General features: G+C 70.2%; 21 protein-coding genes and 1 tRNA gene. 5 read left to right on the top strand and 17 right to left on the bottom strand.

The genetic code is table 11. The features are described 5' to 3' along the window. Positions 1-90: 90 nt before the first annotated feature. From ACF08B_RS21070 to ACF08B_RS21060, 3 genes are read right to left on the bottom strand one after another with little or no spacing between them, the layout of a single operon-like run. Complete coding sequence (locus tag ACF08B_RS21070; protein ID WP_392318743.1) at positions 91-981, bottom strand: carbohydrate ABC transporter permease; 891 nt, start codon at positions 979-981, stop codon at positions 91-93. Continuing rightward, on the bottom strand, positions 978-2,003 hold the full coding sequence (locus ACF08B_RS21065) for a carbohydrate ABC transporter permease (RefSeq protein WP_073900459.1): 1,026 nt from the start codon (positions 2,001-2,003) through the stop codon (positions 978-980). Before ACF08B_RS21065 ends, ACF08B_RS21070 begins: the two co-directional genes overlap by 4 nt. After that, positions 2,000-3,331: an ABC transporter substrate-binding protein gene (locus ACF08B_RS21060; protein ID WP_392318742.1), complete on the bottom strand. Its 1,332-nt coding sequence runs from the start codon at positions 3,329-3,331 to the stop codon at positions 2,000-2,002. The genes ACF08B_RS21065 and ACF08B_RS21060 overlap by 4 nt, the downstream gene beginning before the upstream one ends. Before the next feature lie 334 nt (positions 3,332-3,665). Between ACF08B_RS21060 and ACF08B_RS21055 the strand changes: the two genes are divergently transcribed. Continuing rightward, positions 3,666-4,721 carry a LacI family DNA-binding transcriptional regulator gene (locus tag ACF08B_RS21055; protein WP_392318741.1) on the top strand — a complete coding sequence of 352 codons (1,056 nt, stop codon included), beginning with the start codon at positions 3,666-3,668 and terminating at the stop codon, positions 4,719-4,721. Positions 4,722-4,841: 120 nt separating this feature from the next. On the opposite strand, the gene ACF08B_RS21050 is transcribed toward ACF08B_RS21055, so the two are convergent. From ACF08B_RS21050 to ACF08B_RS21035, 4 genes are all read right to left on the bottom strand, one after another. Then, positions 4,842-4,914: transfer RNA gene (locus ACF08B_RS21050), tRNA-His, on the bottom strand. 117 nt (positions 4,915-5,031) lie between these two features. Further along, positions 5,032-5,634 (bottom strand): oligoribonuclease, encoded by a 603-nt coding sequence (gene orn / locus ACF08B_RS21045; RefSeq protein WP_392318740.1) that lies wholly within the window; start codon positions 5,632-5,634, stop codon positions 5,032-5,034. A 112-nt stretch (positions 5,635-5,746) separates the two neighbouring features. Next, positions 5,747-6,958 (bottom strand): helix-turn-helix domain-containing protein, encoded by a 1,212-nt coding sequence (locus ACF08B_RS21040; protein WP_392318739.1) that lies wholly within the window; start codon positions 6,956-6,958, stop codon positions 5,747-5,749. 379 nt (positions 6,959-7,337) lie between these two features. Further along, on the bottom strand, positions 7,338-7,628 hold the full coding sequence (locus ACF08B_RS21035; RefSeq protein ID WP_392318738.1) for a hypothetical protein: 291 nt from the start codon (positions 7,626-7,628) through the stop codon (positions 7,338-7,340). A 323-nt stretch (positions 7,629-7,951) separates the two neighbouring features. On the opposite strand from ACF08B_RS21035, the gene ACF08B_RS21030 reads away from it, so the two are divergent. Both ACF08B_RS21030 and ACF08B_RS21025 read left to right on the top strand, forming a co-directional pair. Next, the gene (locus ACF08B_RS21030; RefSeq protein ID WP_073900468.1) at positions 7,952-8,479 is read left to right on the top strand and encodes a universal stress protein; all 528 of its coding nucleotides are present in this window, start codon (positions 7,952-7,954) and stop codon (positions 8,477-8,479) included. 154 nt (positions 8,480-8,633) lie between these two features. After that, entirely contained in the window at positions 8,634-9,191 is a 558-nt protein-coding gene (locus ACF08B_RS21025; protein WP_093696447.1) for a GPR1/FUN34/YaaH family transporter, read from the top strand. Positions 9,192-9,260: 69 nt separating this feature from the next. Here ACF08B_RS21025 and glmS read toward each other — a convergent pair whose 3' ends face one another. Next, positions 9,261-11,078, bottom strand: a complete 1,818-nt coding sequence (gene glmS / locus ACF08B_RS21020) for a glutamine--fructose-6-phosphate transaminase (isomerizing) (RefSeq protein WP_073900472.1) — start codon at positions 11,076-11,078, stop codon at positions 9,261-9,263. Between the two features lie 46 nt (positions 11,079-11,124). Then, positions 11,125-11,382, bottom strand: coding sequence for a hypothetical protein (locus ACF08B_RS21015; protein ID WP_392318737.1), 258 nt, complete (start codon positions 11,380-11,382; stop codon positions 11,125-11,127). Between the two features lie 165 nt (positions 11,383-11,547). Here ACF08B_RS21015 and ACF08B_RS21010 point away from each other — a divergent pair, with 165 nt between their 5' ends. Further along, a complete protein-coding gene (locus ACF08B_RS21010) occupies positions 11,548-13,113 on the top strand; it encodes a fibronectin type III domain-containing protein (protein WP_392318916.1) in 1,566 nt (521 codons plus the stop codon). A gap of 24 nt (positions 13,114-13,137) precedes the next feature. On the opposite strand, the gene ACF08B_RS21005 is transcribed toward ACF08B_RS21010, so the two are convergent. Then, positions 13,138-14,019, bottom strand: a complete 882-nt coding sequence (locus tag ACF08B_RS21005) for a DUF4429 domain-containing protein (protein WP_392318736.1) — start codon at positions 14,017-14,019, stop codon at positions 13,138-13,140. Positions 14,020-14,113: 94 nt separating this feature from the next. On the opposite strand from ACF08B_RS21005, the gene ACF08B_RS21000 reads away from it, so the two are divergent. Continuing rightward, positions 14,114-15,715, top strand: coding sequence for a beta-N-acetylhexosaminidase (locus tag ACF08B_RS21000; protein WP_392318735.1), 1,602 nt, complete (start codon positions 14,114-14,116; stop codon positions 15,713-15,715). Between the two features lie 67 nt (positions 15,716-15,782). Here the strand turns inward: ACF08B_RS21000 and ACF08B_RS20995 are convergent, their stop codons facing one another. From ACF08B_RS20995 to ACF08B_RS20965, 7 genes are all read right to left on the bottom strand, one after another. Next, a complete protein-coding gene (locus tag ACF08B_RS20995; protein ID WP_392318734.1) occupies positions 15,783-17,552 on the bottom strand; it encodes an IucA/IucC family protein in 1,770 nt (589 codons plus the stop codon). After that, a complete protein-coding gene (locus tag ACF08B_RS20990) occupies positions 17,549-18,088 on the bottom strand; it encodes a GNAT family N-acetyltransferase (RefSeq protein WP_392318733.1) in 540 nt (179 codons plus the stop codon). The genes ACF08B_RS20995 and ACF08B_RS20990 overlap by 4 nt, the downstream gene beginning before the upstream one ends. Continuing rightward, complete coding sequence (locus ACF08B_RS20985) at positions 18,085-19,371, bottom strand: lysine N(6)-hydroxylase/L-ornithine N(5)-oxygenase family protein (RefSeq protein ID WP_392318732.1); 1,287 nt, start codon at positions 19,369-19,371, stop codon at positions 18,085-18,087. Before ACF08B_RS20985 ends, ACF08B_RS20990 begins: the two co-directional genes overlap by 4 nt. Continuing rightward, the gene (desA, locus tag ACF08B_RS20980) at positions 19,355-20,797 is read right to left on the bottom strand and encodes a lysine decarboxylase DesA (protein ID WP_392318731.1); all 1,443 of its coding nucleotides are present in this window, start codon (positions 20,795-20,797) and stop codon (positions 19,355-19,357) included. The genes ACF08B_RS20985 and desA overlap by 17 nt, the downstream gene beginning before the upstream one ends. Positions 20,798-20,935: 138 nt before the next feature. After that, entirely contained in the window at positions 20,936-21,790 is an 855-nt protein-coding gene (locus tag ACF08B_RS20975) for a siderophore-interacting protein (RefSeq protein WP_392318730.1), read from the bottom strand. A 55-nt stretch (positions 21,791-21,845) separates the two neighbouring features. Continuing rightward, complete coding sequence (locus tag ACF08B_RS20970; protein WP_392318729.1) at positions 21,846-22,895, bottom strand: ABC transporter substrate-binding protein; 1,050 nt, start codon at positions 22,893-22,895, stop codon at positions 21,846-21,848. 115 nt (positions 22,896-23,010) lie between these two features. Further along, the gene (locus tag ACF08B_RS20965; RefSeq protein WP_392318728.1) at positions 23,011-24,171 is read right to left on the bottom strand and encodes an acyl-CoA dehydrogenase family protein; all 1,161 of its coding nucleotides are present in this window, start codon (positions 24,169-24,171) and stop codon (positions 23,011-23,013) included. Positions 24,172-24,175: the final 4 nt, after the last annotated feature.

Genomic DNA, 24,175 nt, shown 5'->3' with positions numbered 1-24,175 from the left:
GTGACCGACGAGGTAAGGGGGGAGGAGACGGTGCCCGCGGGCGGGAAGGGGGGCCGGGACTGCGGTGGCCCGGCCCCTGGTGAACGGGCGTCAGCCCTTGATCGCGCCCTGCATGATCCCGCCCACGATCTGCTTGCCGAACAGCAGGAAGGCGATCAGCAGCGGCAGCGTGCCGAGCAGTGCGCCCGCCATGATCACCGCCTGGTCCGGGACATAGCCGGTGCCGAGCGAGTTCAGGGCCACCTGCACGGTCGGGTTCTGCTGGGTGAGGGCGATGATCGGCCAGAGGAAGTCGTTCCAGGCGAACACGAACGTCAGCAGGCCGAGCACCGCCATCGCGGGCCGGGCCGCCGGGAAGACGACGTGCCACACGATCCGCAGACTGCTCGCGCCGTCCACCCGGGCCGCCTCGATCAGCTCCGAGGGCAGCGCCTGCACCAGGTACTGCCGCATGAAGAACGTACCGAAGGCGGTCACCAGGCTCGGCAGGATCACCGTCTGCAGCTGGTTCGACCAGCCCAGGTCCGACATCCAGAGGTACAGCGGTACGACGGCCAGCTGCGGCGGGATCATCATCGTGCCGATGGTCAGCAGCAACAGCAGGCCCGAGAACCGGAACCGCAGCTTGGCGAAGGCGAAACCGGCGAGCGTGGAGAACAGCACCGTGCTGACGGTGATCGTGCCCGCCACCAGCACCGAGTTGAACATCGCGGTGCCGAGGCCGGCCTGGTCCCAGGCGGCCTCCATGTTCTTGAACAGGTTGCCGCCGAACCACAGCGGCGGCGGGGTCTCGGCGAGCCGCCGGTCGGTGCGTGAGGCCGCGATCGCCGTCCACACCAGCGGAGCCAGCGACACGAGGGCGAACACCGTCAGCACCACGTACGTCACCGGGCCCGCGTGCAGCTGCTTGCCCGCGCCCGTCGCCCGCCGGCGGCGCTCCTTGGCCGGCCCCTGGGGCAGCGTCAGTTCACTGGTGGTCATTGGGACTTCCTCAGCCGTCGGGTGAGCAGCAGGTTGACCGCGGCGACGATCAGCAGGATCAGGAACATCGACCACGCGATCGCGGACGCCTTGCCGAGGTTGCCGATGATCCAGCCCTGGTCGTACATGTACAGACCGAGCGTCTGGTACTGGTGCTCCGAGCCGCCCTTGGACCCGCTCACCCCGCCGAACAGCAGGACCTCGCCGAAGAGCTGGGTCGCGCCGATGGTGGAGACGACGACCGTGAACAGGATCGTCGGCCGCAGCTGCGGGACGGTGACGTGCCGGAACTGCTGCCAGCGGTTGGCGCCGTCGAGCGCCGCCGACTCGTACAGATCGGCCGGGATCGCCTGCATGGCCGCGAGGTAGATCAGGGCGTTGTAGCCCGTCCACCGCCAGATCACGATCGACGACACCGCGAACTGCGAACCCCAGTCGGACTCACGCCAGTTGACCGGGTCGACCCCGAAGAAGTGCAGGATCCAGTTGATCATGCCGCCGTCCCAGGAGTACAGCAGCGTGAACACCAGGGTCGCCGCGGCCACGGAGGTGGCGTACGGGGTCAGCATCACGACCCGCCACGCGGTGGAGCCGCGCAGCTTGTAGTTCAGCAGGTGCGCCAGCCCGAGCGCGGCCAGCAGCTGCGGAACGGTCGAGATGAGGCCGATGGTGAAGGTGTTCTTCAGGGCGTTCCAGAAGAAGTCCGAGGACAGCAGGTTCTCGTAGTTGTCCAGGCCCGCCCAGGTCTGGTGGTCCAGGGACGACAGCTGCACGTCGTGCAGCGAGTACCAGGCCGTGTAGAGCAGCGGGACGAGGGAGAAGGCCCCGAAGAGAAGGAAGAAGGGGGCGACGAAGGCGTACGGCGACGCCTTCATGTCCCAGCGGTACAGCCGGCTGCGCCAGGAGTCGGCGCCTGCCGGCGTACCGCGACCCTGAGCGCCCCGGGCCGCGCCCGGCGGGGTGCCGGGCGCGGCCTCGGCGCTCGACGCGGGATGCGCGAGAGCCTCTTTGGAGCTGGTCACTGGCCGAGCACGTCCTTGATCTCATTCTTCGCGGCGTCCCAGCCCTGGGCGGGCGTTTTGCCCTTCTGCTCCACCTGGAGGATGCCGACGTCCGTGAGCGCGGTGTTGATCGGCTGGTCCTTGATGCCGAAGTACTGCGTCGGGATCGTCTTCGCCGAGTCGGAGAAGATCTGCGTGATCGGTGCGTCGGAGAAGTACGCGGTGGTGTCCGCGGCCGGCTTCAGGCTGCCGTACGCCGACGGGGTGGAGGGGAAGCTCGCCTGCTTGGCGAAGACCTTCGCCTGCTGCTCCGGGGCGGTCAGCCACTTCGCGAGGGCGATGGCCTCCTTCTGGTGCTTGCCCGCGGTCGGCACCCCGAGGAAGGAGCCGCCCCAGTTGGCCGCGGTGGGCGCCGCCGCCACGTCCCAGTTGCCCTTGCCGGAGTCGCCGGACTTCTGCTCGATGTAGCCCATCATCCAGGCCGGGCAGGCCACGGTCGCGAAGGTGCCGTTGGCGAAGCCCTGGTCCCACGGCTTGTCGAACTGCTTCAGCTTGGCGGACATGTCGCTGGTGGCCACGCTCATCGCGACGTCCCAGGCGGTCTTCACGCCCTCGGACTTGTCCCAGATGACGTTGTCGCCCTTGTCGTAGTACCGCTCGCTCCCGCCGCCGAGGGCCGCGTTGTAGACGGAGGACGCGGAGTCCACGAACTTGGTGCCCTTGGGCGCCTTCTTCATGTACTGCTTGCCGAGGTCGACGTACTTGGCCCAGTCGCCCTTCCAGGCGTCGGCGAGCTTGGTGCGGTCGGTCGGCAGGCCGGCCTTCTGGAAGAGGTCCTTGCGGTAGCAGATCGCCATCGGGCCGATGTCGGTGCCGAGCCCGATGAGCTTGCCGTCCTTGGTGGTGGCCTGGGCGTTCTTCCAGTCCAGCCACAGGGACTTGTCGACGTCCTTGCCGAGGTCGGCGAACTTCGCGCCCTGCGTCTGCACGGCCTCGGTGATGTTGCCGACCTCGATGGCCTGGAGGTCGTCGGTGCCGGAGCCGGCCTGGAGGCGGGTGAGCACCTTCGGCCAGTAGACGTCGGTACGGGTGGTGACGTTCTCCTTGATGTTGATGTCCTTGTGGAGCTTCATGTACTCGTCGTAGAGGCCGGCCTGCTTGTAGCCGAAGACGCCGAAGGTTCCGACGGTCAGCGTGATCCTGCCGTTGCCGTCGCCGTTTCCACCGCCGTCCGAGTTCGACGAGCCGTCGTCCGAGTCGTTGGCGCAGCCGGCCAGCAGCCCTGTGGCCAGCGCGGCGACGACCGCGAGGGCCCCCAGCCTGCGTGACCCGCGGATGCTCGTGCGCATTGCGTCCTCCTGTTGCCTGACGTGCCGACCCCCCGGCCAACTGCACTGGAATGAGGCCCGTTCGTACTCGCTGCGGCTCGGGCGGGGAACGTGCGGGATGTGTAGGTGTCAGGTACTGTGGGAGCGCTCCCACAAGTGATGTGTTGAAGAGTCGCGGGTCCGGGGCGGGGTGTCAAGGGAGGGGACGGGGCCAAGTCCGTTCAGTTATCGGGACGTTAACTGGACCGGCTGCCTCCGGAACAGCGGGGCGGCGGGCGCACACGGGCGGCGACCACGGAGAACGGTGCTGTTACATTCGGCCAGCACGATCGACGCGGCGAGAGAGGCGGAGCCCATGGCAGGCCAGGGAGGGCGGGGCCGGAGCGGTGGGCGGCCCACGCTCGAGGAAGTCGCCGCCCGGGCCGGGGTCGGCCGGGGCACGGTGTCGCGGGTGATCAACGGCTCGCCCCGGGTCAGCGACGCCACCCGGGCCGCGGTCGAGGCCGCGGTCGCCGAACTCGGCTATGTGCCCAACACCGCGGCCCGCGCCCTCGCCGCCAACCGCACCGACGCCATCGCGCTCGTCGTCCCCGAGCCGGAGACCCGGTTCTTCGCGGAGCCGTACTTCTCGGACATGCTGCGCGGTGTCGGTGCCGAACTCTCCGAGACCGAGATGCAGTTGCTGCTGATCTTCGCGGGCAGCGACCGCGAGCGGCAGCGGCTCGCCCAGTACCTCGCGGCCCACCGCGTCGACGGCGTCCTGCTGGTCTCGGTGCACGCCGACGACCCCCTGCCCGATCTCCTCGCCCAACTGGAGATCCCGGCCGTGATCAGCGGCCCGCGCTCGGCCGGCGAGACGCTCACCTCGGTGGACTCCGACAACTACGGAGGTGCCCGCTCGGCGGTGGAGCACCTGCTGTCCCGGGGCCGCCGGCGGATCGCGCACATCACCGGCCGCCTGGACGTCTACGGCGCCCAGCGCCGTGTCGACGGCTACCGCGAGGCGCTGCGCGACGCGGGCCACGAGGTGGACGATCTCCTGGTCGAGCCGGGGGACTTCACCGAGGAGGGCGGCCGCCGGGCGATGTCGGTGCTGCTCGGCCGCCACCCCGACCTGGACGCGGTCTTCGCCGGCTCGGACGTGATGGCGGCCGGCGCCCGCCAGGTGCTGCGCGAGGCGGGCCGCCGCATCCCGGACGACGTGGCCCTGGTCGGTTACGACGACTCGGCCATCGCCCGCCACATGGATCCGCCGCTCACCAGCGTCCGCCAGCCCATAGAGGGGATGGGCCGCGCCATGATCGACCTGCTTCTGACGGAGATCGCCGACCGCCGACCGTCCGCCACCCGGGACCTGGAGCGACGGCACGCGGTGCTGCCGACGGAGCTGGTGACGCGGGCGTCGTCCTAGGGGGCGTCCCGGAGATCCGCCCGGATGCCGGGCCTGCCCGGCTCCCGGAAGCGCTCACGGGAGGGAAAACGAATCAGCCGGTGACCCGTCCTTCGACGGAGTCACCGGCTGATCACTCAGGGTGAGTGACGGGACTTGAACCCGCGGCATCCTGGACCACAACCAGGTGCTCTACCAGCTGAGCTACACCCACCATGACCGGCATTTCGAGGAGTGCCCTCCCCGACCGGCTGAGAAGAAGTCTACAGGGTCCGAAGGGGTGCTCGCGCACAGGTTTTCGCGCGGGCCTTCCGAACGGACCCCGGCGGGACTAGCGCGCGGGCACGACGTGCTTGGCGGCGATCGCCCTGGCGGTGTCGGTGTCCGGGCCGGGCTGCGGGACGAAGACGGCCTCGCGGTAGTAGCGCAGCTCGGCGATGGACTCGCGGATGTCGGCGAGCGCCCGGTGGTTGCCGTTCTTCTCCGGGCTGTTGAAGTACGCCCTCGGGTACCAGCGGCGGGCCAGCTCCTTGATCGAGGAGACGTCCACGATCCGGTAGTGGAGGTAGTCCTCCAGGGTCGGCATGTCCCGCAGCAGGAAGCCGCGGTCGGTGCCGACGGAGTTGCCGCACAGCGGAGCCTTGCCGGGCTCCTTGACGTGCTCGCGGACATAGGCGAGGACCTGCTCCTCGGCGTCCGCCAGGGTCGTGCCGTTCGCCAGTTCGGCGAGCAGCCCGGACGCGGTGTGCATCTGACGCACCACCTCCGGCATCGTCTCCAGTGCCCGGTCCGGCGGACGGATGACGATGTCCACTCCCTCGCCGAGTACGTTCAGCTCGGAGTCGGTGACGAGGGCGGCCACCTCGATGAGAGCGTCGTCGGACAGCGAGAGGCCGGTCATCTCGCAGTCGATCCACACCATGCGATCGTTCATGTGTCTCACCTTACGGCGCGCCGCGCCGCGCCGGACCGGGCATGCGGTGACCCGGTGGCCGCGGCCACGGCAAAGGGGGCGGAGTCGGACTCCGCCCCCTCGCGTTCCTCGCTCAGCTGCCGCTGCGCGGACCCGGCAGCAGGCTCACCGCACCGGCCGTGCGGCGGCTCTGCATCGGCACCCCGTTGTCCGGGTGCAGCATGGCCGGCACATGACCCAGCGGTCCCGGGCCGCCGGGCAGACCCGCGGGCTGTCCCTGGTGGCCGGGAGCCGACAGGGCGTCCGGATCACCCGGCCGGTCGCCCTGCGGCCGGCGGGCCCGGTAGGCGGCCCGGTAGGCGGCCGGGGACGAGCCGAGCTGGCGGCGGAAGTGCCCGCGCAGCGCGACGGGGGAGCGGAAGCCGCACCGGCCCGCCACCTCGTCCACGGAGTAGTCCGACGTCTCCAGCAGCCGCTGCGCCTGCAGCACCCGCTGCGTGATCAGCCACTGCAGCGGTGCGCTGCCGGTCAGCGAGCGGAACCGGCGGTCGAACGTACGGCGGCTCATGTAGGCGCGTGCCGCCAGCGTCTCCACGTCGAACTGCTCGTGGAGGTGTTCCAGCGCCCAGGCGACGACCTCGGCGAGCGGGTCGGCGCCGATCTCCTCGGGTAAAGACCTGTCGAGATAGCGCTCCTGACCGCCGCTGCGGCGCGGTGGCACCACCAGACGCCGGGCCAGCGCGCCGGCCGCCTCGTTGCCGTGGTCGGTCCGCACGATGTGCAGACACAGGTCGATCCCCGCGGCCGTACCGGCCGACGTCAGCACATCGCCGTCGTCGACGAACAGCTCCCGTGGATCGACGTGCACCGACGGATAGCGCTTGGCCAGCGTCGGTGCGTACATCCAGTGGGTCGTCGCCGGCCGTCCGTCCAGCAGTCCGGCCGCCGCGAGCACGAAGGCACCCGTGCAGAGGCCCACGATGCGGGCACCCTCCTCGTGCGCTCTGCGCAGCGCGTCGAGCGCTTCCTCCGGCGGCGGCGAGGTGATCGAACGCCAGGCCGGCACGACGACCGTCCCGGCACGGGAGATCGCCTCCAGCCCATGCGGCGCGGTGAGTTCCAGGCCCCCTGTGGTCCGCAGCGGGCCTTCCTCGCCGGCGCACACCAGTAGTCGGTAGCGCGGCACTCCGGCGTCCTGGCGGTCGATCCCGAACACCGAAAGCGGAATGGAACTCTCGAAGATGGGGCCGCCGCTGAACAGCAGCACCGCGACGATCTCCTTGCGGCGTCGCCCGGAGAGTTTCCGGGCCGCGGCTTCCGGCGCGGCAGTGGAGTCGTGGCTCATACTGCTAAGCCCCCCTCGGTGGTCGCGGCTCCTCGGTTGTGTCGCTCCTGCACGTTTCCCCTCGGTCCTGCACGAGTCCCCCGCCGTAAAGACAGTCAAGATCGAATCTACTGGCTCCCGCGGTCTGACGGTGGCCAGTTCGACACGCCGTGGATTGTCGACATGACAACTTGGCGTGAAGCATTCGATCACGAAGCGTTGCACTCGCGGGCCGCACTGGGAAGTACGCCTTGTCGCAGTGGCCAAACCGCGTAGGGTGCGCAGCCGTCCCTGGACCCTTTCCGTGCAGGTGGAACGGGGGTTGGGGGGCCTTTCGGCCCCCTCCGGGGCGGTATCCGGAAGTTGGCTGAAAAGATGCGCTCGGGGGTACGGAAACCGGTCAGTCGACCGGTGTCCGCCGTGTCTGCCCCCGCGTGTGACGTCCGCCTCTTTGCGTGGTGCAACGTTCCGACCGGTGCGCGGCGCAGCGCTCGGAGCGACGCAGCAGCAGCCGGCACACGGCGGTGACGGCGGCCAGGCCCAGGGCGGTGCCCGTCGCGCCGGCCAGCGAGGTGCCGTACCAGAGCAGGACCACGGGGACGAGCACGCAACTGAAGGCGGCCCAGCGGATCACGTCGCTCGCGGTGTCCGGGGCCGGGCGCGGCTCGGAGGTCGGGCGGGGTCCGGGCATCTCGTACTCCCTGTGGCGGTGGCTCACCCCGGTACAACGCCCGTTCGACGGGACGGTCACCGGCCGTGCACCCGTGATCGTGTGCAAACCGCCTGTACGGGGCAGCAACCATTGCGTTACGGGCGTCGCTCGTGCATGCTCCGGTGAACCCCTACGGACGTCGGGGGACCGCTTACGGAGCGTGCGCGGGATCTGTGCTCAGGAGGCGTGCCGCCGTACCCTTGGGGGTATGGGGTTGGGAAGATGTTTCCCGGACACAGCTCCGCAGCACTTCGCCGCACACTGCGTCCCCTCCCATAAAGGATCACAACGCCGAGACAGCCATGGCCGGTCACGAATTCTTCGAACCCGCGGACCGCAAGCGGCCGGTCGCCGATCCCACGGCGGCCGATCCCCTGGCGGCGTCAGAGGCACGCCCCTCCTGCGACCCAGCCTTCCGGCACGGAGTGGTCGTCGGCTTCGACGGCTCGACCTCCAGTGAGCGCGCCCTCGCCTACGCGATCGGCATGGCCCATCGCTCCGGGTCCGGCCTGATCATCGTCCATGTGGCCAACCGGCTGCCCACCACCGTGTGGGCCGGCTGCGAGCCGCCCGTCTTCGTCGACGTGCCCGACCACCGCACCGAGGTGCTGGGGCTCGAACTGGCCTGTGCGGACTACCTCGCCGAGGTGCCCTGGATCCTGGTCGAGCGGGGCGGCGACATCTGCCACGAACTCGAAGAGGTGGGGCGGGAGTACGAGGCGGACGCGATCGTCGTCGGCTCCACGCACGGTCTCGTGGGCCGGATCTTCGGCTCCGTCGCGGGCCGGCTCGCGAAGCGCGCGCAGCGGCCCGTGATCGTCATCCCCTGACGCGCCGCCCCGGTCACCGCGGTCGCGCGGTCTCCCGACTGCTCGTCAACTTCCTTTGTGCAGCGCGAAACTACTCGCGCGTAGAGGTGGTTTGTGCCCTTGTGAAGGGCATATACCGCTCACCGCGCAACTGCACAGCTGAAGGGAGCCCGCCGTGGACAACGACGTCTCTGCGGGAAGCGTGAGTTCCACTGTGGTCGGCCGACTCGCCCTGGGTGTCACCCTGTTGGCGTTCGGGCTCGGTACGACCGGCGTGATCGACGGCGTGGGGACCTCCGACGCCGTGACCGTCGCCCATTACGTGGGCGGGGTCGCCCTCTTCCTCGTCGGCCTGCTGGCCCTCCGCGACTCCACCGCCTCCGGCGTGGGGTACGTGGCGCTCGGCGCCCTCTGGTTCACCTGGGCCGTGTCGGATCCCGGGTCGGCGAACGCGGCCGGGCTGTTCCTGCTCCTGTTCGCCCTCGTGGCACTCACGTTGACCGTCGCCGGCGGCGACACCCTCGGCCAGGTCACCCACGGGCTGCTGTTCCTGGCGATGCTCGTGCTGGCCGTCGCGGCCTTCGCCGACAGCTCCGCGCTGACCAAGGCCGGCGGCTGGCTCGCGGCCCTCTCGGGCGCGGTCGCCTGGTACGCGGCGACCGCGGCTCTCGCGCACTGGCCCACCGTGCTTCCTCGGCGTGCCGCCGGCCGGGGGGTGACGGCCACCGGCTGATCCACAGCGGCACCGGAAGGACCCCCGCGTGTTCGGTGGCACACGCGGGGGTCCGTTCGTGAGCGGGTACTACTCGACCGTCACCGACTTGGCGAGGTTCCGCGGCTTGTCGATGTCGCGGCCCAGGGCCTTCGCCGTGTGGTAGGCGAGGAGCTGGAGCGGGATGCCCATGAGGATGGGGTCGAGCTCGTCCTCGTTCTTGGGCACGATGATCGTCTGGTCGGCCTTCTCCTGGTGCTGGTGGGCCACCGCCAGGATCTTGCCCTCGCGTGCCTTGATCTCCTCCAGGGCCGCGCGGTTCTTCTCCAGCAGGTCGTCGTCGGGGACGATCGCGACCGTGGGGAGGGCCGGCTCGATGAGCGCCAGCGGACCGTGCTTCAGCTCGGAGGCGGGGTAGGCCTCGGCGTGGATGTAGGAGACCTCCTTGAGCTTCAACGAGGCCTCGCGGGCCACCGGGTAGCCGCGGACCCGGCCGATGAAGAGCATCGAGCGGGCGTCGGCGTACAGCTCGGCCAGCTCCTTGATCTGCTCCTCCTGCTTGAGCATCTCGGTGATCTGCCCGGGCAGCTTCCGCAGGCCCTCGATGATCCGCTTGCCGTCGCGGACCGAGAGGTCACGGGTGCGGCCGAGGTGCAGGGCGAGCAGCGCGAAGGCGACCGTCATGTTGGTGAAGCACTTGGTCGACACCACGCAGACCTCGGGGCCGGCGTGCACGTAGATGCCGGCGTCCGCCTCGCGGGCGATCGCCGAGCCGACCACGTTGACGACACCGAAGACCCGGGCGCCCTTGCGCTTGAGTTCCTGGACGGCGGCGAGCACGTCGTACGTCTCACCGGACTGGGAGACGGCCACGTAGAGGGTGTCGGGGTCGACCACCGCGTTGCGGTAGCGGAACTCGGAGGCGGGCTCGGCGTCGGCGGGGATGCGGGCCAGCTCCTCGATCATCTGGGCGCCGATCATGCCCGCGTGGTACGAGGTGCCGCAGCCGAGGATCTTCACACGGCGGATCTGCCGGGCCTCGCGGGCGTCCAGGTTGAGGCCGCCGAGGTGCACGGTGGAGAACCGGTCGTCGATGCGGCCGCGCAGCACGCGGTCGACCGCGTCGGCCTGCTCGAAGATCTCCTTGTGCATGTAGGTGTCGTGGCCGCCCATGTCGTACGACTCGGCCTCCCACTCCACCGTGGTGGGCTCGGCCGTCGTACGGGTGCCCTCGGTGGTGTAGGTGCGGAAGTCGTCGGCCTTGAGGGTGGCCATCTCGCCGTCGTCGAGGGTCACTATCTGCCGGGTGTGCATGACCAGCGCGGCGATGTCCGAGGCGACGAACATCTCCTTCTCGCCGATGCCGAGGACGACCGGGGAGCCGTTGCGGGCCACCACGATCCGGTCGGGGAAGTCGGCGTGCAGCACGGCGATGCCGTACGTGCCCTCGATCAGGCGGACCGCCTGGCGGACCTTGTCCTCCAGCTTCTCGGCCTGCGAGCGGGCGATGAGGTGGGTGAGGACCTCGGTGTCGGTCTCGGAGAGGAACTCGACACCGTCCGCCTCCAGCTTGCGGCGCAGGTCCGTGGCGTTGTCGATGATGCCGTTGTGCACGACGGCGACCTTGCTGTCGGCCGACATGTGCGGGTGGGCGTTCACGTCGGAGGGGGCGCCGTGGGTGGCCCAGCGGGTGTGGGCGATACCGGTGGTGCCCTTGAAGCGCGCCGGGACCTTGGCCTCCAGATCGCGCACCCGGCCCTTGGCCTTGACCATCTTCAGGCCGGGCGCCTTCGGGGAGGTGACGACGATGCCCGCGGAGTCGTAGCCGCGGTACTCCAGCCGCTGCAGGCCCTCCAGGAGGAGGGGCGCGACGTCACGCTTCCCGATGTATCCGACGATTCCGCACATATATAGAGGTATCCCTTGACTGTCGCTCGGTCCGGTCCGGCTGTTCTCAGCCGTAGACCATGCGGCGCAGCTGCCTGAGCGTCAGCTCCGGCGGCGCCACCGCCCGGTATTTCAGGTCCGCCTCGATCCGGTCGAAGATCTCCGTGTTCACCAGGCCCTGGGCCTGCAGTTCACGGTGGCGGCGACGGACGAACTCGGAGGTCGTCTCGTCGAAGAAGGCGAGCACGTCCTGGATCACCCGCAGTGCCTCGCCCCGGCTCAGGGGCGTGGACCGCGACAGATGATCAACGAGTTCGTCGTGCACCCGGTAGATCCTCGGGCACCGGCCGCCGTTTCGCAAGAATCGTGCCCGATTTCGGGCAGGAGCATGTTGAATCTCTTATGGGGCGCTGTTCGCAAGCTGTCCATCCTGTGTCTTGCGTCTCGTTGCCCCGGGCCACGAGTTTCGGACGTCATGGACATTCCTCGTATGGGCGTACCCGAGACGCTGGCCGAGCGCATGAGCATGGCCGAGCGGCATGAGTACCTGCGCGCCAGATTCTCGCGGCGCACCATGATCAGGGGCGGCGCCGTCACGCTGGGCGCCGTCGCGGGTGGCGCGTTCGTGCCGGGCGCCACCGCCCGGGCGGCCGTGCCCACGCAGCGCACCGCCGCCACGGCCGAGTCGGTCGACGGCTCCCTCGTCGCCCCCTTCGGCCGCCACCTGGCCTTCGGCAACGACCCGCGGACCGAGGTCACCGTCTCCTGGCAGGTCCCGGTCGCGGTGAAGAAGCCCTTCATCCGCATCGGCGCCCACCCCTGGGACCTCTCGCGCAGGATCGACGCCGAGGTCCGCACCCTCTACACCCCGGCCGGTGTCGGCGCGAGCGGCGACCGCACCCAGTACTACCTGCACGCCAAGCTCACCCACCTGCGCCCGGGCCGGACCTACTACTACGGCGTCGGCCACCACGGCTTCGACCCGGCCGAGCCGCACCTGGCGGGCACCCTGGGCACCTTCACCACCGCCCCGGCGCACAAGGAGCCGTTCACCTTCACCGCCTTCGGCGACGAAGGCGTCGGCTACCACGGCCTGGCCAACAACGCCCTGATCCTCGGCCAGAACCCGGCCTTCCACCTGCACGCCGGTGACATCGCCTACGGCGACCCGGCCGGCCAGGGCAGGACCACCGACACCGGCTTCGACTCGCGCACCTGGGACCAGTTCCTGTACCAGACCGAGTCCGTCGCCAAGCAGGTGCCGTGGATGCCCGCGTACGGCAACCACGACATGGAGGCCTGGTACTCGCCGAACGGCTACGGCGGCGAGGAGGCCCGCTGGACCCTCCCGGACAACGGCCCGGACGCCGGCAACCTGCCGGGCGTGTACTCCTTCGTCTACGGCAACACCGCGGTCATCTCGCTGGACGCCAACGACATCTCCTTCGAGATCCCGGCGAATCTCGGCATCTCCGGAGGAACCCAGACGAACTGGCTGGAAGGGCAGCTGAAGAAGTTCCGCGCGTCGAAGGACGTCGACTTCGTCGTGGTCTTCTTCCATCACTGCGCCTACTGCACCTCCACCGCGCACGCCTCGGAGGGGGGCGTGCGCCAGGAGTGGGTGCCGCTGTTCGAGAAGTACACGGTGGACCTCGTCATCAACGGCCACAACCACCAGTACGAGCGCACCGACGTCATCAAGGGCGACAAGGTCACCAAGAAGCTGCCGATCGGCGGCACGGCCTACCCCGAGACCGAGGGTGTGGTCTACGTCACCGCGGGCGCGGCGGGGCGCAGCCTCTACGCCTTCTCCGCCCCGGACTCCTACGAGGGCCACGAGCACGAGGTCGACTCGGTCGCCTCGTTCATCAACACCAAGGACGGCAAGGTCGACGAGACCGTCGCCTGGTCCCGGGTGCGCTACCTCAACTACTCCTTCCTGCGGGTGGACGTCGTGCCCGCGCCGAAGGGCCGGCAGGCCACGCTGAAGGTGTCGGGCATCGCCGAGACCGGCGACCGCATCGACCACTTCACGGTGTCCCGCCGGGCGAAGTAGCCGCTTCGTACGAGTGGGCGGTCCTCACAGGCGCTTGAGGACCGCCTGCTTGGCCAGCGTGAACTCGTCGTCCGTCAGCACACCGTCGCGATGCAGTTCACCCAGCTCGCGCAGCCGCCGGAGCAGTGCGTCGTGGCCGTCACCGGCCGGTTCCCCGGCCGGCGGCAGCTGCTTCGGGAGGACGGCGTGCCCACCGGCGGCGGGCGCCGACGGGTGCGGCAGCCGGGCCTGGACCGCGGCCGCGACCAGCGCCATCAGCGGGTCCTTCTTGAAGCCCCACAGCTCCACCGCGTTCGGGTCGTACTTCGGCGGTGCCGTGACGGGGGCTGCCCGCACCCGGAACCGCAGATACCCGTTCTCCAGCCCGGCCGCCGGCTGCCACTCCACGCCGGTGATCTCCGCGAGCGGGATCGACCGGGGGCCGGTGGCGGCCTTGGCGTCCTCCGTCTTCCAGTTCCACTCCAGCCGCACCCGCTCCCCGTCGAAACCGGCCGTGCCGTCCCCGGCGGACGCGGACACCGGCAGCGACGGCCCCGGCAGCAGGTAGGAGCCGACCGGGTCGGGCGAAACCCCGTCCAGCAGCAGGGCGTTGCGGACCTCGTCGGCGAGGTACTCGGCGACGCCGTACCGGTCCGCTTCGACGGCCAGCTGATAGGGGTCGTTCGCCTCGGTGAGCCGGCCGCCGGTGGCGTGCAGCAGCGGATCGGCGCCGTCGCGCAGCCGCAGCCTCAGCCGTCCCGACCGCCGGCCCTGCTCGAAGGAGACACCGGCCGACGCGCCCAGCGGCACGACGAGTTCACCCAGCTCGCGGCGGAGGGGGCTCACGTTCCGGTCCCGGCCCGGAGTGAGCCGCAGGACATCGCCGTCGAAGACCCAGGTGCCGTCCTTCTGGATGATTTCCACCATGCGGGGATTGTTTCACCGGATCTGCGGGAGAGTGGTCTCGACCACGTCCGACGGTCAACACAGCGGACAGTCGCCTCATCTGACGGGAGCGCATGTGAGACGGAACCACAGCACGACTCCCCGGACACCCCGCATCCTCGGATCGCTGCTGCTCGTGGCGGCGGCCGGGGTCCTCACCCTCGGCGCGGCCCACCCGGCGCCCGCGGCCGCCCCGGCCCCGCTGGACCGGGTGGTCCCGGCACCGGACTCGGTCAGAGCCGGTGGCGCCCCGTACCGCATCACCCGCACCACCGGCGTCCGGGTCGACGGCTCCGCCGAGGTCCGCCGGATCGGTACGTACCTCACCGGCATCCTGCGGCCCTCCACCGGCTACCCGCTGCCGCTCACCGAGCAGGGCACCGGCGGCATCCGACTCCACCTGGTCCAGGGCGGCTTCGGGGCGGAGGGCTACCGGCTGCAGAGCGGCCCGGGGGGTGTCACGATCACCGCGAGCGCCCCCGCCGGCCTCTTCCACGGCGTCCAGACCCTGCGCCAGCTCCTCCCGGCCGCCGTCGAGAGGAAGACCGTCCAGTCCGGTACCTGGCAGATCGCCGGTGGCACGATCGAGGACCGCCCCCGGTACTCCTACCGAGGCGCCATGCTGGACGTCTCCCGGCACTTCTTCACCGTCACGCAGGTCAAGCGCTACATCGACCAGCTGGCGCTCTACAAGATCAACGAGCTGCACCTGCACCTCAGCGACGACCAGGGCTGGCGGATCGCCGTCGACTCCTGGCCCCGCCTGGCCACCCACGGCGGCTCCACCCAGGTCGGCGGCGGCAGGGGCGGCCACTTCAGCAAGGCCGACTACCAGGAGATCGTCCGGTACGCGGCCTCCCGCTACCTGGAGGTCGTCCCCGAGATCGACATGCCCGGCCACACCAACGCGGCGCTCTCCTCGTACGCGCAGCTCAACTGCGACGGCGTGGCACCCCCGCTGTACACGGGCACCCAGGTCGGCTTCAGCTCGCTGTGCGTGCCCAAGGCGGTCACCTACGACTTCGTGGACGACGTGATCAGGGAGCTGGCGGCGATCACGCCGGGCCGCTACCTCCACATCGGCGGCGACGAGGCGCACTCCACCGGCCACGCCGACTACGTGAGGTTCATGGACCGCGTGCAGCCGGTCGTGGCCAAGTACGGCAAGAAGGCCGTCGGCTGGCACCAGCTCACCGGCGCCCACCCGGCCGCGGGCGCCCTCGCCCAGTACTGGGGCCTCGACGGCACCGCCGCGGCGGAGAAGGCCCAGGTCGCCGAGGCCGCCCGGCACGGCACCGGGCTGGTCCTGTCCCCGGCCGACCGGGTCTACCTCGACATGAAGTACACGAAGGACACCAGGCTGGGCACGAAGTGGGCGGGCATGGTGGAGGTGAAGCGGTCCTACGACTGGAACCCGGGCGCCTATCTGCCGGGAGCCCCGGCGTCCGCGATCCGGGGCGTCGAGGCACCCCTGTGGACGGAGACCGTGAAGACGTCCGCCGACATCGAGTACCTGGCGTTCCCGCGGCTGGCGGGAGCGGCCGAGCTGGGCTGGTCGCCGGCGGCCACCCACGGCTGGAACGGCTACAAGGTGCGGCTGGCCGCCCAGGGACCGCGCTGGGACGCCCTCGGCATCCACTACTACCGGTCGCCGCAGGTCCCCTGGCCGAAGCGCTGACCGCCCCGGCCGAACGACGGGCACCCCGAAGGACCGTACTCCGGGGTGCCCGTCCGTCGGTGCGCCGTCACCGGCCTGCCAGCGGGTTCTCGAGGGTTCCCACCAGCTGGAGCGCGCCGGACGGATCGGCGAGGTCCACCATCTGCCGGTTGTTGCGCAGTTGGAGCCGGTTGAGGCAGGACAGCGCGAACTCCGGGGCGAACATGTCGTACTGCCGGAACCTGTCGGCGAGTTCGGGGTTCGACTCCTGGTACTCGCGGGTGACCTCGGCGACCGTGCGCCAGAAGCCGTCCTCCTCCAGGACGCCCTCGGCGGCGAGGTGGGCGGCGAGGAACCGGAAGAAGCAGTCGAAGACGTCCGTGAAGATCGACAGCAGCTTGGTGTCGTCCGGGACCTCGACCCGGATCCTGCGGACCTCGGGCGGCAGGACGGCGTCCGGGTCCATCACCGCGATCTCCTCGGCGATGTCCTTGTAGACCGCTCGCCGCACGACCCCGTCCGCCAGCACCAGGACGACGTTCTCGCCGTGCGGCATGTACACCAGGTCGTAGGCGTAGAAGCTGTGCAGCAGCGGGGTGTAGTAGGCCCGCAGGTACTGCCGCAGCCACTCCGCCGGGGCCAGGCCCGACCGCTCGATCAGGGCGCCCGCGAAGGAGGCGCCCTCGTGGTCCACGTGCAGCAGGGAGGCCATGGTCGCGAGGGACTCGCCGTCCCTGAGCGACGGCACGGGGCTCTCCCGCCACAGCGCGGCGAGCATCTTGCGGTACGGCGAGTAGCGGTCCGTCGCCCGCTCGTACTCCAGGTGTCGGTAGCCGACGGCCGCCCGCTCGCGGATGATCGACAGGCCGGTCGACTTCAGCACCGGGTCGTTCTCGATCAGCTGGGCCAGCCAGTCGTTGATCGCCGGCGTGGCCTCCATGTAGGCGGCCGAGAGGCCGCGCATGAAGCCCATGTTGAGGACCGACAGGGCCGTCTTCACATAGTGCTTGCGCGGGTCGCCGGTGTTGAAGAAGGTCCGGATGGACTGCTGGGCCAGGTACTCGTCGTCGCCCTCGCCGAGGCACACCAGGTACCGGCGTGCGACCTCGGCGGCGAAGGTGACGCCGAGCTTGTTCCACCACTGCCAGGGGTGGACGGGGATGAGGAGGTAGTCGGCGGGGTCGAGACCCAGATCGGTCAGCTGCCGGTGGAACCTCTCGACGGTCGCCTCGCCCAGCTCCTGCCGGACGAAGTCCTCGTACTCGATCCCGACGCCCGCCGTGAACGCGGCCCGGGAGCGGTGCGCGGCCAGCCACACCAGCCGGACGGGGCTCGCGGTCTCCGGGGCGTAGGACAGGTACTCGTGGACGCCGAAGCCGAGCCGTCCGTTGTTCGCGACGAAGCAGGGGTGGCCCTCGGTCATCCCGGTCTCGACGTCCTGGAAGCCGCCGCGGGCCAGCTCGGCGGAGGTCGTCCTCGGCTTGGTGAGCTTGTAGCAGGTGCTGGAGAGGGTGGAGGAGATCTCCTCCAGGTACACCGGCAGGATCTCGTCGCTCAGCCCCAGGGACTCCTTCAGCTCGATGAAGAAGTCCAGCGGCGCGAGCGGGACCTCGACGCCGTCGTGGTGCCGGGTGATGGAGGGGGCGTCGATCTGCCAGTGGTCGAGGGCCCGGCGGACGGCGGTGAACCGGTAGGCGGTGAGCCCGTCGTCGCTGCGGACGACGTAACCGCCGCCCTCGGGTTCCGGCGTGATCAGGCGCTCGTGCGCGAACTCGGCGAGGGCCTTGCGGATCAGCAGGCGGCCGGCGGTCTCCCAGCGCTCGGGGGAGAGGTGGGCCACGGTGTCGGCGAGACTCACGCGGCCACCGCCTTCGTGAACTGCTCCCGGGTGCAGAAGCTCAGCAGCGCCTGCTTCTCCGGCTTGCGGATCTCCCGCTCGGGCACGAACCCGACGGCGGCGTTCAGGGCGTGCACGGCCGTGTTGCGCACGTCCGGCTCGACCACGACCCGCCGGGTCGCCGGGTCCTCGAAGAGGAACGCCATCACGGCGGTGATGACGGCCCGGGTGAACCCGTGCACGGGGGTGTCGGTCGGCGCGACCAGGAAGTGCATGCCGACGTCGCCGGGCTCGGGCTCGTACAGCCCGGCCAGCTCCCGGTGGGCGGGGTCGTACTTCTCCATCAGGAAGGCGGGCCTGCCCTCGTGCAGGCCGAGGAAGGCGTGGTGGTGCTCGTCGGCGGCGATCTCCATGTAGGCCCGCTCGACGTCCTCCAGTCTCGCGTCCTGCATCATCCAGAACGCCGACTTGGGGTGGGTCACCCAGCCGTGCAGCAGCTCGGCGTCCTTCAGCGGGTCGAGGGGACGGACGGTGAAGGTCAGGTCCTTCGTGGTCATGCGGCGAACTCCTGGAAGGCGATGGACTTCTCGACCGGGTAGTACTCGCTGCCGAGCAGCTCGCGGATGATGTACGCGTTCCGGTACGCGCCCATGCCCAGGTCGGGGCTGGTGATGCTGTGCGTGTGGACGCCGGCGTTCTGGAGGAAGACCCCGCGGCCGGTGGTGTCGATGGAGTAGTTGCGGGCGACGTCGAAGCGGCCGTGGCCGTCGAGGCGCAGCCGGTCGCGGACGGGCGCGAGGAAGGCCGGCGGCTCGTAGTGGTAGCCGGTGGCCAGCAGCAGGCCCTCCGTGCGGATCCCGAAGTCCTTGCCCTGCTCGTCCTGGTGGAAGCCGAGGGAGTAGGCGCCGTCGGCGTAGGACGCGGTGACCAGCGAGGAGTTGGTGAGCAGTCGGGTGGGGACCGGGCGGTCGCCGCTCTCGACGTGCTTCTGGTAGAGCAGGTCGTAGATCGCGTCGATGAGGTCCGAGTTGATGCCCTTGAACAGGCCCTTCTGCTGCTTCTCCAGCCGGTAGCGGGTCTCCTCGGGCAGCGCGCGGAAGTAGTCGATGTAGTCCGGGGAGGTCATCTCCAGCGTCAGCTTGGTGTACTCCAGCGGGAAGAACCGCGGGGAGCGGGTCACCCAGTTGAGCTGGTAGCCGTGGGCGTCGATCTCGGAGAGCAGCTCGTAGTAGATCTCCGCCGCGCTCTGGCCGCTGCCCACGACGGTGATGGACTTCTTCGCCTGGAGCTCCGCCTTGCGGTGCATGTACTGCGCGTTGTGCAGGAAGTCCCCGCCGAGGTCCCGGCACGCCTCGGGGACGTAGGGGGCCGTCCCGGTGCCGAGGACCAGGTGGCGGGCGCGGAAGGTGTCGCCGGCCGCGGTCCGCACGACGTACCGGTCGTCCTCGTACGTCACCTCGGTGACCGTCGTGCCGAAGCGGACGCTGCTCAGCTGGCTCGCCGCCCAGCGGCAGTAGTCGTCGTACTCGACCCGCAGCGGGTAGAAGTTCTCGCGGATGTAGAACGAGTACAGTCTGCCCTTCTCCTTCAGGTAGCTGAGGAAGGAGTACGGCGAGGTCGGGTCGGCGAGGGTGACCAGGTCCGACATGAACGGCGTCTGCAGGTGGGCGCCGTCGAGGAACATGCCCGCGTGCCACTCGAAGTCCGGCTTGGACTCCAGGAAGACGCCGTTCAGCTCGGCGATCGGCTCGGTCAGGCAGGCGAGGCCGAGGTTGAAGGGGCCGAGCCCGATCCCCACGAAGTCGTAGGTCTTGTGGTGGGCTTCAGGACGCGCGGTCAAGGGACTCTCCCAGGTACTGCTCGGCATGGCCGGCGATCAGGTCAAGGACGGCGGCGATGTCGGCCGTCGTCGTCTCGGGGTTGAGCAGGGTGAACTTCAGGTAGTGGCGGCCGCCGACCTTGGTGCCCGCGACGACGGCGTCACCGGAGGCGAACAGGGCCTTGCGGGCGTACAGGTTGGCCCGGTCGATCTCGGCGGGGTCGGTGACGGCCGCCGGGACGTAGCGGAAGACGAGGGTGGACAGCGAGGGCTCGACGACCACGTCGTAGCGGGGGTCGGCGGCCAGCAGCGTCCAGCCCTCCCGCGCGAGGTCGCAGACCTCGTCGAAGAGCTGCCCGATGCCGTCGGCGCCCATGGTGCGCAGCGTCAGCCACAGCTTGAGGGCGTCGAAGCGGCGGGTGGTCTGCAGGGACTTGTCGACCTGGTTGGGAATACGTTCCTGCACCATGCGGCGCGGGTTGAGGTACTCCGCGTGGTAGGTGGCGTGCCTCAGGGTGGCCGCGTCCCGGACCAGCACGGCGGACGAACTCACGGGCTGGAAGAAGGACTTGTGGTAGTCGACGGTGACCGAGTCGGCGCGCTCGATGCCGTCGATGCGGTCCCGGTACTTCAGCGAGGCGAGCAGTCCGCAGCCGTAGGCGGCGTCCACGTGCATCCAGACGCCGTACTGGGCGCACAGCCCGGCGATCTCGGGCAGCGGGTCGATGGAGCCGAAGTCGGTGGTGCCGGCGGTGGCGACGACGGCCATGGGGACCAGGCCGTCCTCGGCGCAGCGCTCCAGCTCGCGGGCGAGGGCGACCGTCTGCATGCGCTTGTCGTGGTCGACGGGGACGACGACCACGGCGTCCGGGCCGAGGCCGAGGAGTTTGGCGGACTTCTTCACGCTGAAGTGGCTGACCTCGGAGGCGAAGACGCGCAGCCGGCCGAGGTCCCGGCTCTTGGCCTCCTCCCGTGCCAGCAGCAGCGCCTGGAGGTTGGACTGCGTGCCGCCGGAGGTGAACACGCCGTCCGCGGCCGGGCCGAGGCCGATGCGGGCGGCCGTCCAGTCGACGAGCCGGCGCTCGATCAGGGTGCCGCCGGCCGACTGGTCCCAGGTGTCCAGGGAGGAGTTGACGGCGGAGAGCACGGCCTCGCCGAGCACCGCGGGGATGACGACCGGGCAGTTGAGGTGGGCCAGGTAGCGGGGGTGGTGGAAGTAGACCGCGTCCCGCAGGTAGACGTTCTCCAGCTCGTCCAGGACGGCCGTGGTGTCACCCAGCGGCCGGTCCAGGTCGATCGCGTCGATGTCGGGGGCGAGGGCGTCCACGGAGACGCCGGTGAACGGACGGTCGGTGGTGGCGAGTTTGGCCGCCACCCGCTCGACTCCTTCGGTCACGGAGCGGCGGTAGTGCTCCGCGGTGAGGCCATTGAGCAGGTGCGAGCGCATGTGGGGGTCCTCCGAGGGGACAGTCCGTGCGGGGAACGGGAGAGGCCGGTGATCGCGACACCAACTTAGGTAAGCCTAACCTAAGTTGTTCGGTTCGAAACACACCCCTCCCGTGACCGGCGTCACGTCGGGCCGGGGCTACTCCGCGGCGCGGAGCTGTTCCTCCGTCAGGCCCCGGCGCCAGTAGCCGACGAACGTCACCCGCCGCCGGTCGATCCCGCGCTCACCGACGAAGTGCCGGCGCAGCGCCTTCACCTGCCCGGACTCGCCGGCGATCCAGACGTAGGGCCGCTCGGCGAGGGGGAGCCGGGCGGCTCGTACGGCATCGACGGCCATGGGGGAGCCGTCGTGCCGTACGAGCCACGTGAGCTCCGCGTCCGCCCGCGTCACCACGTCCTGGACGTCACCGGCGTGCGGCACCTCCAGCCAGGCGCGTGCCCGGGTGCCGGCCGGCAGGGACTCGAGGATCGCGGTGGCCGCGGGTACGGCGGTCGCGTCGCCCCACAGCACCACGAGGTCCGTGTCCCCGGGCGGGCGGAAGCGGATCGCGCGGTTGTCGGCGACGGCCGGTCCGAGCAGCAGGACCCGGTCCCCGGCCGTGGCGCGGGAGGCCCAGCGGGAGGCGGGGCCCGCGGGGACGGCCGCGCCGGGCTCGACGCCGTGCAGCGCGAAGTCGATGTCGATCTCGCGGGTGCCGCCGCCGGCGTCCCGGCGCAGCGCCCGCAGGGTGTACGAGCGCATGACCGCCCTTACGTCGTCGGGCAGTTCGCGCCAGCCCTGCCACCAGCCGTCGCCCAGCTCCAGCGGGACCACGGGGTCACTCTGGCCGGGGTGCGGCAGGAACAGGGACAGGGACTGGTCCCGCCCGTCGGAGTGGAAGGCGTGCAGGTCGGCACCGGCGAAGGTGACCCGGACCAGAGACGGGCCGAGCCGCCTCGTCCGTACGACCCGGAGGGAGAAGAAACGGAACGGGGCGGCTACGGCCGTCGTCATGTGTGGCTCCTGAGCGTGGGATTCAGGGCTTTGTCAGGGGTGGCACCCGAGGGGGTCAGGCGACCTTCTCGGCCTTCTCCAGCGCCTCGGCCAGAGTCGTCAGGAGCGGGACGCACTTGTCGTAGGACAGGATCGGCTCGGGGGAGCGGGAGATGACCTGGCCGGCTTTGACCGCGGGGAGCTTCTTCCAGGTCGCCTTGGTGATGTCGGCGGGCTGGATGGTCGAGGAGCGGTCGTCCATCATGATGATGTCGGCCTGGTACTTGTCGACGTTCTCCCAGCTCAGCGACTCGTACCAGCCGCCGCCCTTGGCCTTGGCGCTCTCCGGGGGCTCGACGAAGTTCACGCCGAGGGCCTTGAAGTACTCCAGGTCGATGGAGAGGTTGGTGCCGGAGACGTAGAAGAGCTGGTCGCTCGCGGAGCCGGCCATGACCTTGATCCCGGGCTTGGCCTTGGCCGCGGCGCGCAGGCGGGCGGCCGCCTCCTCGAAGCGCTTCTTGGCGGCCGTGGCCTTGGCGGCCTTCATGTCGCCGCCGAGCGACTCGGCCAGCTGCCACATGCGCTGCAGCGACTGCGGGAGCTGACGGTCGTAGACGGAGATGCCCACGCTCGGGGCGAGCTGGGCGATCTTGTCCTTCGACTCGTCCGGGACGTACCAGAGCGTGCCGGCGGAGTCGAACATCGTGGAGATCAGCACGTCCGGCGCGAGGGCCGCGTACTTCTCGATCTTGAACTGGCCCCAGGTGTTGCCGAGGACCGTCACCTTGCTGACGTCCATGTCGCCGGCCTGGACGTCGGGCTTGCCGTCCGTGGTCCTCGTCGGGCCGAACACGCCCTTGACCTGCACGCCGTAGTCGTACAGCGCGGCACCGACACCGGTGAAGGCGACGATGTTCGCGGGGACCTTGTCCAGCTTCACGGTCTTCCTGCGGTCGTCCGTGAAGGACCAGGGGCCGGACTTGGCGGCCGTCGTCCCCTTGCCGGAGCCCGCGTCCTTGCCCTTGTCGTCCCCGCAGGCGGCGAGTGCGGCACCGAGAGCGAGGGCGCCGCCGGCGGCGAGCAGGCCGCGGCGGGAAGGGGAGGACGTCGTACGGACGTTGGGCATGGCTCGGCTGCTTTCGGAACAGGGTGGGGCGCCCACCGGACTGGTTCGAAGGTCAGGTTAGCCTAACCTCACTCGATGTCCAGGGGGATGGTGCGCCCCACCGCCGTCCCGGGGTTCAGCCGGTCAGGCCCAGCTCCCGCGCGATCAGCATGCGCTGCACCTCGCTCGTGCCCTCGCCGATCTCCAGGATCTTGGAGTCACGCCACATGCGCGCCACCGGATACTCGTTCATGAAGCCGTAGCCGCCGTGGATCTGGGTGGCGTCACGGGCGTTGTCGACGGCGACCGTCGAGGAGTACAGCTTGGCCAGCGCCGCCTCCTTCTTGAACGGCTCGCCGGCCACCAGCCGCGAGGCCGCGTCCCGCCACGCCAGGCGGGCCGTGTGGGCCTTCATCTCCATGTCGGCGATCTTGAACTGGACGGCCTGGTTGGAGCCGATCGGCCGGCCGAAGGCGTGCCGCTCCTTCGCGTACTTCACCGACTCGTCCACACAGCCCTGCGCCAGACCGGTGGCGAGCGCCGCGATGGCGATGCGGCCCTCGTCCAGGATGCGCAGGAACTGGGCGTAGCCGCGGCCCTCCTCGCCGAGCAGGTTGGCGGCGGGCACCCGGACGTCCTGGAACGACAGCTCGCGGGTGTCCGAGGCGTTCCAGCCGACCTTCGAGTAGGGCGCGGCCACCGTGAAGCCCGGAGTGCCGGAGGGCACGATGATCGCCGAGATCTGCGGCCTGCCGTCCGGCTTGCGGCCGGTGACCGCCGTGACCGTCACCAGACCGGTGATGTCCGTACCGGAGTTGGTGATGAAGCACTTGCTGCCGTTGATCACCCATTCGTCCGTGTCCGGGTCCAGCCGGGCGGTCGTACGGGTGGCGCCCGCGTCGCTGCCGCCGTCCGGTTCCGTCAGGCCGAACGCGCCGAGCATCTCGCCCGCGCACAGGCGGGGCAGCCACTCGCGCTTCTGCTCCTCCGTGCCGAACAGGTGCAGCGGCATCGCGCCCAGCGAGACACCTGCCTCCAGGGTGATGGCCACGGAGGAGTCCACCCGGGCCAGTTCCTCCAGGGCGAGGCCGAGGGCGAGGTAGTCGCCGCCCATCCCGCCGTACTCCTCCGGGAACGGCAGCCCGAACAGGCCCATGCGGCCCATCTCGCGGACGATCTCGTACGGGAACTCGTGCCGCTCGTAGAAGTCGCCGATCTTCGGCGCCACGACGTCGTGCGCGAACTCCTCGACGGTACGGCGCAGTTCCTCCAGCTCGGGGCTGAGGCGGTGGTCCATGCTG

Origin of the sequence: Streptomyces sp. NPDC015139 (genome assembly GCF_043079785.1) — a bacterium.
Classification (GTDB): Bacteria; Actinomycetota; Actinomycetes; order Streptomycetales; family Streptomycetaceae; genus Streptomyces; species Streptomyces albidocamelliae.
The sequence above is the reverse complement of the archived record's forward strand: the minus strand, read 5'-3'. Positions and strand labels throughout refer to the sequence as shown.